Genomic DNA, 9,863 nt, shown 5'->3' on the forward strand with positions numbered 1-9,863 from the left:
GCTTGATCATGTTCAATACCCGTTGTGTCGATGGAAAGCCGACCTATCGGCTGGCAATCTTCAGGACTTTTTTACTGTCGCCTTCGATCAGGATGAAACGGTATTCACGCCCCTTTTCCTTGTCGAAGCCAAATGCCTTGCCTGCCATGACGTGGTGTTTGGTGGTCGCGCCACAGTCACTCTCGTTACTCAATGAGCAGCTTTTGAATTCATCGACGATCACCACGGTGTTGCCATTATTTTTCAACTCGTAGCGGCTGGCAGTGTCATTGATGACGGTCTCGAAGCGAGCATCTTTGGGGCGCACGAAAAAGACTGTGCCGAACCCGGTCATCACGTTGACCCCGGCCGACAGGTTCTTTTTGTAGTCTTCGCGCTCTTCGCTTGAGACGGCGAATTCATCTTCCTTCTCCGGTACCACTGGCACGAAACGCACACGGAAGTAGCGCTCGCGGTCTCGCTCGCCCATGTACAACAGACGCGTGCCCTGCATGCCCTGGGCCGGCACGATCAGCCGCGCCGGGCTGGCCATCACGCCGTTGCGCGAGGCGCCGTCGGCGGCAGCTTCGAGCGGTATTTCCTTCGGCGTGCCGTCGGCCTCGTAGACGATTTCCAGTACGTTGACCTTGACGAAAGCGGTGGCATCGCCGCTGTTGAATACCCGTTTGAGGTAGGTACTTTTATCCGCATCCAGATAGTCATACACGGTGCCGACATTGATCTGCGGCCCGGCGTTGGCCGTCCCGAAAAACACACTGAGCACCCACAGCAAAAACACACGGTTCATCGTCTTTTATCCCATAAGAACAAAGTGGCCAGGCTCGAGCGGTCAAACTTCCGAGTCCCAGATAATGGTGATGTTGCCGCTGAACGTGTCGCTCACGCCGGGCCGCAGCAGAAAATCGATGGAGTCCTTGGGCATCTCGAAACGTAGCGAGCCGGCCTTGCGATTCACATAGATCCCTGGTTGAAAGACTGATGACCAGGTGTTGTATCTCAGCGGGTAAAGCTTGACCGGCCCGCCCGGCCCGATGATTCCGTCGGGCAAGGTGAGGTAGGTTTCCACTTCGGTGGTACTGCCTTTGGGGCTGTACAGCTTGCAGCGGGTGCCGCCGGACGAGCTGCATAGCATCATGACTTTGAAGCGCGACGACGCCGACAGATAAAACAGCTGGTCGCGGTAGATCTTGCTCGGTTTGCGACCGCCTTCAATCCAGCGTTGCCAACCGCCCTCGGGTTCCAGCGAAACTTTGTTGCCGCCCGGTGGCAGGTCAACCTTCAGGGTGTGCTGTACGTCGAGGACGAAATCCAGGGTCAGGTTGGCGTCGTCCGGTTGCATCACTGGCCCCAGATCGAAATCGGCGCCGGGACCCAGGGTGTAGGGAATCGAGCCTGTGTACAGCCCGCTCGACATGCCCAGGGGATTGGGAGTGCGCAGTTCATAGGCGATATCGAGGGTGTCAAAGTACATGGAGGGAATGAAGTAAGCGGCCACCTTGACACAAGCTGCTTCCACGGGCGTTTTCCAGAAAAACCGATAACTCGTGGGGGTGTAAGCCCCAACACCGCTGTATTGACAGGGTGCCGGTGCGTAGACCCAACTGTTGTTGGTCCATAGCTTTTGATGACCTTCGAGTATGTCGGTCACCCCCACCAGACTGGCCGCTGATTCGCTCAAAATGAACCTGGAGCCAACACCGGTGATGCGCACTTCAACAGTCTCCGTTTCATGGGTCTCGGCATTGGTCACCGTCAGCTGTCGCCAGTTGGCCGGCACCTTCAATGGGATACCTTCGCCGACCCCGATGAAACGGCTGGCGTTGAACCGGATCGGCAGCTGAATACTGAACATATTGTTGGAAGCGCATTCACCCGGATAGCTCGCGCAGTAACCACTGTTCGGTGTTTTGTTGAGAAATGCATTTTTGTTTGGCTGAGAAGGATCCGGCTGAAACAACGCTCTGATTTCCTGATTCGCCGCCTCAGCCGAAGGCACCGCCAGTGCCATTAACAACCCCAGATAACAGGTAGATTTCTTCATATATTCACCCCGCCTTTTGCTCGTTGGAGGCGACGTCCGCCAGGGTGTCCGGCGTGCAGCGCAGATCACCGATCATCAACACATTGTTCTCACTGCGATGTCGGCTCGCATCGAGACGGAACTGGCACAGCAACTGGTTGCCCTGGCGCACTTCAAGCGTCGGTGAGCCGGCGTTCATTTCCATCGAGAAGAACCCGTCGACTTCCGTCACCCCGCGGCTGGCATGGTTGATCACGTGATGGCCCTTGAGCGGCCGACCCTGTTCATCGACCAGTCGCCCGAGCACCGTCATGGTTCTCATCACCCTAACCTTGCGGTACTCCACCCCGCCCTTGTTCAGGTGATAGCGCGTGCGCGGCGGTTCGATGGTCGCTGCCGGCACGTGATTGCCTTCAAAATCGAAGCTCACCGAACTGTTCTGGTACGCGGTAATCGGAATGAAATTGCGCCCCGGCTTCAACGCCGCGCCGCCACCGCTGTAATCGTCGGCGCGCAGGGTGATGTCGTCGATGTCTGATTCCACGTCGACAATCATTCCCGCGCCACGCATTTCGTAATGGCTGGTCATGAGCATTTGCTCGCCGCCGACGACCAAGGTGCTGTCCAGGTTAAGACCGCCGGTGAAGTTGCCGTTGTAGGACGAACGCTGGACGAAACCGTCGCCATTGACTGCGTCGGTACGAAAGTTGGCAAGGCTCGACACACCCACGCCGTAGGTGTCAGTGAGTGCAGTCACCGAGACGTTTTGCAGCACGTGATCCTTCAAATCCTTGCGCCAGCCGAGGGAAGCATTGTTGTCGCGGCTGCCGTCACGGGCCGTGCGCGAACCGATGCTGCCGGTGATCTGCTGGCCCGGCGCGCCCAAGGCCAGGTTAAGGCTCAGGTCGATCCCGCGGTTGCGTGCGTCGCCACTGCTGAAACTGCCGGGGCGATCAAATAACGACAGACGCCAACTCGCATCGCTGCCAAGCAACGTAGCGCGCTGGGTCCAACCCAGATCCATACCGATGCCATCGATGTTGCCCTCGCTGTGGGACACCCGTCCGCTGATCGAACTTTTACTGCTGACCCGATGGTTGATCGCCAGGGATGAATTGCTGGTTTCGCCCATGAACACATTGCGTTGGCGCACCCGTGTACCGTCTGGCAGGGTTTCGTACAGGTTGGTGGTGTCCAGCCAGCTGCGGTTGTGGCTGATCACCAGGCTACCGGAGCCATAGTTGTAAAGACTTTGCAGATCGAGACCGGTGCCATGATCCTGGGTCTGATACACGTTGGCATACAGGCTGATGTGATTGGCCAGGGTCCAGTCGATGGAACTGCCGTATTGCAGTTTTTCGCGAATCTGCCGCGCCGATAACCCGAGAATGACTCGCGGGTGCAACAGGTAATTGATCGAGGCGCCGGCCGTAGGACTGCCGCTGGACTGCTGGTCCCAGTTACTGAGCAGTTTGCTTTCTTCACCGGCAAACAGGTTGTAGCGCCAGCGCTCATCGAGGTTGCGCCAGTTGTTGGGTTTGTACACCAGCTCCTGGGTAGTGGAGGTGATCTGGCCATCTTCGACCAAGCGCACTTCCACTTCGTAGATCCCGCCTGGCAGCGGCCGGGTATCGAGGGTTTGCAATCCCGCGGGCACTGACTGGGTGTTGATCAACAGACCGTCGCGATAGATCTCCACCGACCCTTGGCGATTGGCCGTGACATAAATCGGGTAGACGCTGGGCATCGGACTGTTGATCGCCAGGCTGTCAGAGCTGCCGAACATGACGCCGACAGCGGTATCGGGGCTGGTGCCAAACGTACGAGGTTGACGGGTCAGCCCTTCGGAACTTGGGGTGAAATAGCCCAGGCGCAGGAAACTGCCCTGCAGTTCGCGCTGGGTGTAGAGCTCGTGAACCGCGTGATAAAGCTTATCGTCGGGACCGCCGAGGCGGGCCAATTGCATGTTGAACGTCTGGCTCCAGTTGCCCAGGCTCGCGCTGGCTTCAAGGCCATAGCGCCCACCCAGATCCTGATCCTGGCCGCCATTGAGGTTGAGCTGGTTGCGCACCATCAGGCCGCTACTGCCGCCATCCGGCTGCTCGTAATAACGCTTGGCCTCCAGATCGCGCTCGGCGTTTTCGGTGAGGATCGAAACCAACGAGCTTTCCAGGTTGTAGTGCACGGCCAGCACCTGATCCGGGCATGATCCCGTGCAATTGCCCAGCGGCACACCCGGCTTGAGATAACTTGCCCATTTTTCCCGTTCAGCGGGGCCGAAACGGTTTTCGCTGGTGTCGGTAAATTCGAGCAGGGTAACGCGATCATCGCGAGACAACACCACCATGGCCTCTCCCAGAGGCTGTTGATCGAGTTCTACCCGGACAGCCAGAGGCACATCAAAGAAATGCTCCTCGAAATCCGCCGGAAGACCTTTGGCCTGCGCCAGGAGACTTCGCGGTGTCGTACCGGCGGAAGAAACGGGAGCCGCCGCTGCACTGGCGCAAAACAACAGCGCAAGCGCAGCCGCGATGGGGGTCATCGGGAACATGAACTCTTACTCTGATTACGATCAAGTTGAAGTCCGACGGGACAAACAATGCTGTTTGCCCTGTCGGTTTGCGCGACTTTGAAAGTTAGCGCGAGCCGCCCACGGGAGGGACAGCGTCGAAGGTCATTGCCACGACACCGGTGTAGTCGCCCGGCAGGAAGGTCGTACCTACCGCACTGATTTTCAGCGGTGCGCGGAAGTTCACGTCAGACTCGGCTTCACCTACAACCATTTGCGGGGTCAAGTTGAGTTCCTTGTTATTGAGTTCCACTTTCAAAGCAATGGTATTGGAACCAGAGATCAGTTTTGGCGCGCTATCCAGGCTGGCGTGAACCGAACCGTTGTTGTTACGAACATCGAAGAACCCGTTCACTTCTCCCATTTTGCCGGTGGTAGGCTGGAAGCTCATATCCTGATCCTTGTTGACGAGGTCAGGATGGGTAGGCACCACGTAGAAACCATTAGTCGGCACGTGGGCGACGATGCTGATGGAGTGAGCAGCTTCACCTGCGGCAAATGCCCCGGAGGAACCCAGCGCCAAAAAAGCCAATGGGGCAGCGATTGCGATTTTCTTGAACATTGTTAAATACCTGTTTTCTTTATGGAATCGGTTCATTGAAAGTTAAAAAATGCTTACCCGTAACAGGTCGCTTTATTTGAACTTCCAACGCCGAAACATCTTCGACTTCTTGTTCCGGAAAGTAAGCAGGCAACTTCCCATGAGCGCGTAGTTAAACAACCTCATGACCAGAAGGAAAAAGAAACAAAAAACCCAAACACCAAACAGTGACTGTAAGTTACAGCCTACATACAGTTTTTCTAAAAAAACCATACAGCGGCTTCGCCTAGACAACAATGGACTTGCAGGATTTTTAGAACATAAGCTCAACTATTATTAGAGCAATAGCTTTAACTATTAAGCAATTCCTGCATCGGCGACAAAATCAGCTGATGTACGGTGATATTTCCTGGTGAATTGCATCATTGATCGCGCCAACCGCTCGTCGGCACCGATCAGCCCCTTGCAAAAAACATCTTGCACTGCGCTTAAGATATATCTTAAGTTGTATCTAAATACGACGAGAGCAGCGAAAAATGAGAGACCATCATTCCCAACACCGCGACCATAACGACGGCCGCGACGGCTTCGAAAAACGCCCAGGCCCCGGCCGCGAACGCGGTGGCCGTGGCCCACGGGTCTTCGCCCCAGGCGATTTGAAATTGCTGTTGCTGGCGCTGATCGCCGAGCAGCCTTGCCACGGCTACGACCTGATCCGCCAGATCGAAAGCATGTTCGACGGCGCGTACAGCCCCAGCCCCGGTGTGATTTACCCGACCCTGACCTTCCTTGAAGAAAGCGAAATGATCCTGGGCGACGCCGAGGGCGGAAAAAAACGCTACACCATCACCGATGCCGGACGTCTGTCGTTAAGCGATCAGGCGATCGCACTGGACGGCGTGCGGATGCGCATCGAAGTCAGCAAGCGCTCATTGCGCGGCCATGACCGCCCCGCCGAGATTCACGAAGCAGTGCACAACTTGCGTCATGCCTTGCAGATGCATCACGGCCGCTGGAGCCCGGAAGAAATCCTGCGGGTGCGCGACCTGCTTAACAACACCGCCAAAGCCATCGTCGATGGCCCTGTCGTTCAACCCGCTCAGGAGCAAGCCGAATGACTGAAGTGATCGTGCAAACCATCCACCGTGTCAGCCACGAGATCAAACGCCGTCGCCTGGAAGTGTTGCGGGTGGTCGACCTGACGCCGCGCATGCGCCGCATCACGCTGGGTGGGCCGGAATTAGCGGGCTTCGTCAGCCTCGGCACGGACGACCACGTCAAACTGTTGTTCCCTCAAAACGCGGCGGAACAAGCAGCCCTGGAAACCCTGGTGCTCGGTGCAGGCAAAGACAACGGGCCGATGCCGGCGATGCGCGACTACACACCGCGTCGTTACGACCTGAACACACTGGAGCTGGATATCGACTTCGTGCTGCACGGCGACGGCCCTGCCGCGACTTGGGCGGAGCAGGCCAAACCCGGCCAATTCCTGCACATCGGCGGCCCACGGGGCTCGATGGTCGTGCCGGACATCTTCGACAGCTACTTGCTGATCGGTGACGAAACTGCCCTGCCCGCGATCGCTCGACGGCTGGAAGGCCTGGCGGCCAATCGCCGGACATTGGTGATCGTGGAAGTGGAGAACGGCGCCGAACAGCAACGTCTGGAAAGTGCCGCGCAGGTCAACGTGATCTGGGTATTGCGCGAGGGCGGCAAGGACAACTTGCTTAAGACGGTGAAGCAGCTGCAAGTGCCCAGCGGCAATCTGTACGCCTGGGTGGCGACCGAGAGCAAAGTGTCGCGGCAGATACGCCGGGTGTTGCTGGATGAGCACGGGCTTAACGAGCAGTTCGTCAAAGCCGTGGGTTACTGGCGGGCGGATGAAAGCGACGACGAGTGAAACCTTAAAAGATCGCAGCCTGCGGCAGCTCCTACAGGGTGTACGACGATCCATTGTAGGAGCTGCCGCAGGCTGCGATCCTGGCGATCTTATTGGCGATGACGTCTATCCAGCCCAACCACCAACAACGCTATCGCCACAAACCCCAATAGCAGCCCCCCGGCATTCACAAACACCTGTGGATAACCCAGTTTGCCGACATCAATGAAAGGATAGGGATAAACCGCCAGCAGATGCCCGCGCCACAACGAATACGCGAAGTACACCACTGGATAGATCACCCACGCCGCGATATGCCGCAATCTTAACGTACCTTTCGGCACACAGCACCACCAATAAGCCAGAAACAGCAGTGGCATGACGTCATGCATCAGCTCATCGGCCAGCCATTGCCAGCCTTGCGGATGCCATAAATGGCGCAACAACACGTTGTACCCCAGGCCGACCACGGCGATGCTCACGGCAATGCCGCTACTCACCCAAGGCTGCAAAAACCAGCGTCGCGCGGCCGACTCGCGGGACGTCAGCTCACACGTCAGCACGGTCGCCACCAGCGTATTGCTCAGCACCGTGAAATAGCTGAAGAAGCTGACCAGCCCACCGAGCAGGCTGGCCGCCAGCGTCCAGCGTGAGTAGAAAATCAGGTACAGCTGAATGCTCAGTCCCGCCCAGCCAAGCACCGCCGCCACAGCGACAAAACGACGCCTCGCGGCAGAACCTGGCGTCGGTGGGTTGACCATGCTCAGACCGGGCGCTTGGTGCGCATCAGCTTCACGTACAAGCGCTCGACCTTCTCCCGCGCCCACGGGGTTTTGCGCAGGAATGTCAGGCTCGACTTGATGCTCGGATCACTCTTGAAACAGCGGATATCGATGCGCTCGGCCAGCCCCGACCATTCGTAGTGTTCAACCAGCGCGTTGAGGATTTGCTCCAGCGTCACGCCGTGCAGCGGGTTGTTGTTCTGTTCGGTCATGCCGGGCCTTCGAGCGGTGAAAGAATGGGAAGCCGCGCACCTTAGCCGAGGGCTTCGTTGGGGGGAAGCGATCTGTGTGCAGTCAGTTAAATGTAGGTGAAACGCAAAAGATCGTAGCCTCGTTTCACTCGACAGCTCCTACATTGGAATGCGTTCACCTGTAGGAGCTGTCGAGTGAAACGAGGCTGCGATCTTTTCCACTGACTGTTACCAAATCCGAAACGCTCCATGTCGTTAAAAGCGCTTTCTCTATTTGTAACAGGACATTATCCTTGCGCCCGTCAAGCTGAAACGCTTCCGCTGCCCGCGACATACTGCCGCTTCAGTTCACTTCCCAGAAAAAGACCCAGAATTACTTCCCCTATGCCTTATCTTCAAACTCCGCGAGACAGCGCTGTCCGCACCACTATTGCTGGTCGAAAAGCCCTGAACCTGATTGGCGGATTCACCGCGCTGGGCCTCGCCACTTGCACCCAGGCCGCTCCGGCTTTCGATAGTGAGTCGCCGTGGATGCTGGGCGACTGGAACGGCACGCGCACCGAACTTTCGGAAAAAGGCTACGACTTCAAAGTCGATTACACCGGCGAAATGGGCAGCAATCTGCACGGCGGTTACGACCATGACCGCACCGCTCGCTACAGCGACCAGTTTGGCCTTGGCACGCACCTGGACCTGCAGAAGATTCTGGGCTGGGACCACGCCGAATTTCAGCTGACCATCACCGAGCGCAACGGCAACAACATCAGCAACGACCGCATCAATGATCCGCGTGTAGGCGGGTTCACCTCGGCTCAGGAAGTCTGGGGTCGCGGGCAAACCTGGCGCCTGACGCAGATGTGGTATCAGCAGAAATTCTTCGATCAAAAGCTCGACATCAAGGTCGGCCGTTTCGGCGAAGGCGAAGACTTCAACAGCTTCCCCTGCGACTTCCAGAACCTGGCGTTCTGCGGCTCGCAGGTCGGCAACTGGGTCGGTGGCATCTGGTACAACTGGCCGGTCAGCCAGTGGGCGATGCGGGTCAAATATCACCTGACGCCGGAGCTGTACGCGCAGGTCGGTGCCTACGAGCAAAACCCGTCGAACCTTGATCGCGACAACGGTTTCAAGCTCAGCGGCAGCGGCACCCAGGGCGCGATCCTGCCGGTGGAACTGGTCTGGTCGCCGAAGCTCAACGGCCTGCCGGGTGAATACCGCGCCGGCTATTACTACAGCAGTGCTAACGCCACCGACGCTTACAAGGACAGCAACGGTCAGCCGGCAGCCCTGAGTGGCGAGGCTTACCGCAGCACGTCAAGCAAACACGGTGTGTGGCTCGGTGTGCAGCAGCAATTGACCAGCCGCGCCAGCGACAACTCCCGCGGCCTGAGCGTGTTCGCCAACGGCACGATGCACGACAAGAAGACCAACGCCATCGACAACTATGTCCAGGCAGGCGTCGTCTACAAAGGCTTGTTCGATGCGCGCGCCAAGGACGACATCGGTTTCGCCCTGGCTCGCGTCCACGTCAACCCGGCCTATCGCAAGAACGCCGAGGCGACCAATCAGGCCCGCGCGGTCTTCGACTACAACGACCCGTCCTTTCTGCCACCGCAGGACACCGAATACAGCGCCGAACTCTATTACGGCGTGCACGTCACGAACTGGCTGACCGTGCGCCCGAACCTGCAATACATCCGCCACCCCGGTGGCGTGGACCAGGTCGATGACGCGCTGATTGGCGGGATCAAGATCCAGTCATCGTTCTAACCAACACCACAAAAACCTGTGGGAGCGAGCCTGCTCGCGATGGCGGAGTGTCAGTCGACATCAATGCTGAATGCGAGGCCGCCATCGCGAGCAAGCTCGCTCCCACAGGGAATG

Annotated in this window: 9 protein-coding genes; 3 read left to right on the top strand and 6 right to left on the bottom strand. The window is 57.8% G+C overall.

Annotated features, from left to right (window positions below):
• Positions 1-43: 43 nt before the first annotated feature.
• The 4 genes from WLY71_RS27390 to WLY71_RS27405 form a co-directional block, all read right to left on the bottom strand.
• Positions 44-787, bottom strand: a complete 744-nt coding sequence (locus WLY71_RS27390; protein WP_347806047.1) for a molecular chaperone — start codon at positions 785-787, stop codon at positions 44-46.
• A 42-nt stretch (positions 788-829) separates the two neighbouring features.
• Positions 830-2,041 carry a hypothetical protein gene (locus WLY71_RS27395; RefSeq protein ID WP_347806048.1) on the bottom strand — a complete coding sequence of 404 codons (1,212 nt, stop codon included), beginning with the start codon at positions 2,039-2,041 and terminating at the stop codon, positions 830-832.
• A 4-nt stretch (positions 2,042-2,045) separates the two neighbouring features.
• On the bottom strand, positions 2,046-4,571 hold the full coding sequence (locus WLY71_RS27400; protein WP_347806049.1) for a CS1-pili formation C-terminal domain-containing protein: 2,526 nt from the start codon (positions 4,569-4,571) through the stop codon (positions 2,046-2,048).
• Positions 4,572-4,656: 85 nt separating this feature from the next.
• Positions 4,657-5,151, bottom strand: coding sequence for a CS1 type fimbrial major subunit (locus WLY71_RS27405; protein ID WP_347806050.1), 495 nt, complete (start codon positions 5,149-5,151; stop codon positions 4,657-4,659).
• A gap of 515 nt (positions 5,152-5,666) precedes the next feature.
• Here WLY71_RS27405 and WLY71_RS27410 point away from each other — a divergent pair.
• Together WLY71_RS27410 and WLY71_RS27415 are read left to right on the top strand one after the other, a co-directional pair.
• Positions 5,667-6,248 carry a PadR family transcriptional regulator gene (locus tag WLY71_RS27410; RefSeq protein ID WP_347806051.1) on the top strand — a complete coding sequence of 194 codons (582 nt, stop codon included), beginning with the start codon at positions 5,667-5,669 and terminating at the stop codon, positions 6,246-6,248.
• Positions 6,245-7,030 (top strand): siderophore-interacting protein, encoded by a 786-nt coding sequence (locus WLY71_RS27415; RefSeq protein ID WP_347806052.1) that lies wholly within the window; start codon positions 6,245-6,247, stop codon positions 7,028-7,030. The genes WLY71_RS27410 and WLY71_RS27415 overlap by 4 nt, the downstream gene beginning before the upstream one ends.
• A gap of 89 nt (positions 7,031-7,119) precedes the next feature.
• On the opposite strand, the gene WLY71_RS27420 is transcribed toward WLY71_RS27415, so the two are convergent.
• Positions 7,120-7,770 carry a Pr6Pr family membrane protein gene (locus WLY71_RS27420; protein ID WP_347806053.1) on the bottom strand — a complete coding sequence of 217 codons (651 nt, stop codon included), beginning with the start codon at positions 7,768-7,770 and terminating at the stop codon, positions 7,120-7,122.
• Positions 7,771-7,772: 2 nt separating this feature from the next.
• A complete protein-coding gene (locus tag WLY71_RS27425) occupies positions 7,773-8,003 on the bottom strand; it encodes a VF530 family protein (protein WP_007944895.1) in 231 nt (76 codons plus the stop codon).
• A gap of 363 nt (positions 8,004-8,366) precedes the next feature.
• On the opposite strand from WLY71_RS27425, the gene WLY71_RS27430 reads away from it, so the two are divergent.
• Complete coding sequence (locus WLY71_RS27430; RefSeq protein WP_347806054.1) at positions 8,367-9,749, top strand: carbohydrate porin; 1,383 nt, start codon at positions 8,367-8,369, stop codon at positions 9,747-9,749.
• Positions 9,750-9,863: the final 114 nt, after the last annotated feature.

The sequence above is a fragment of the Pseudomonas rossensis genome, assembly GCF_039888995.1.
GTDB lineage: Bacteria > Pseudomonadota > Gammaproteobacteria > Pseudomonadales > Pseudomonadaceae > Aquipseudomonas > Aquipseudomonas rossensis.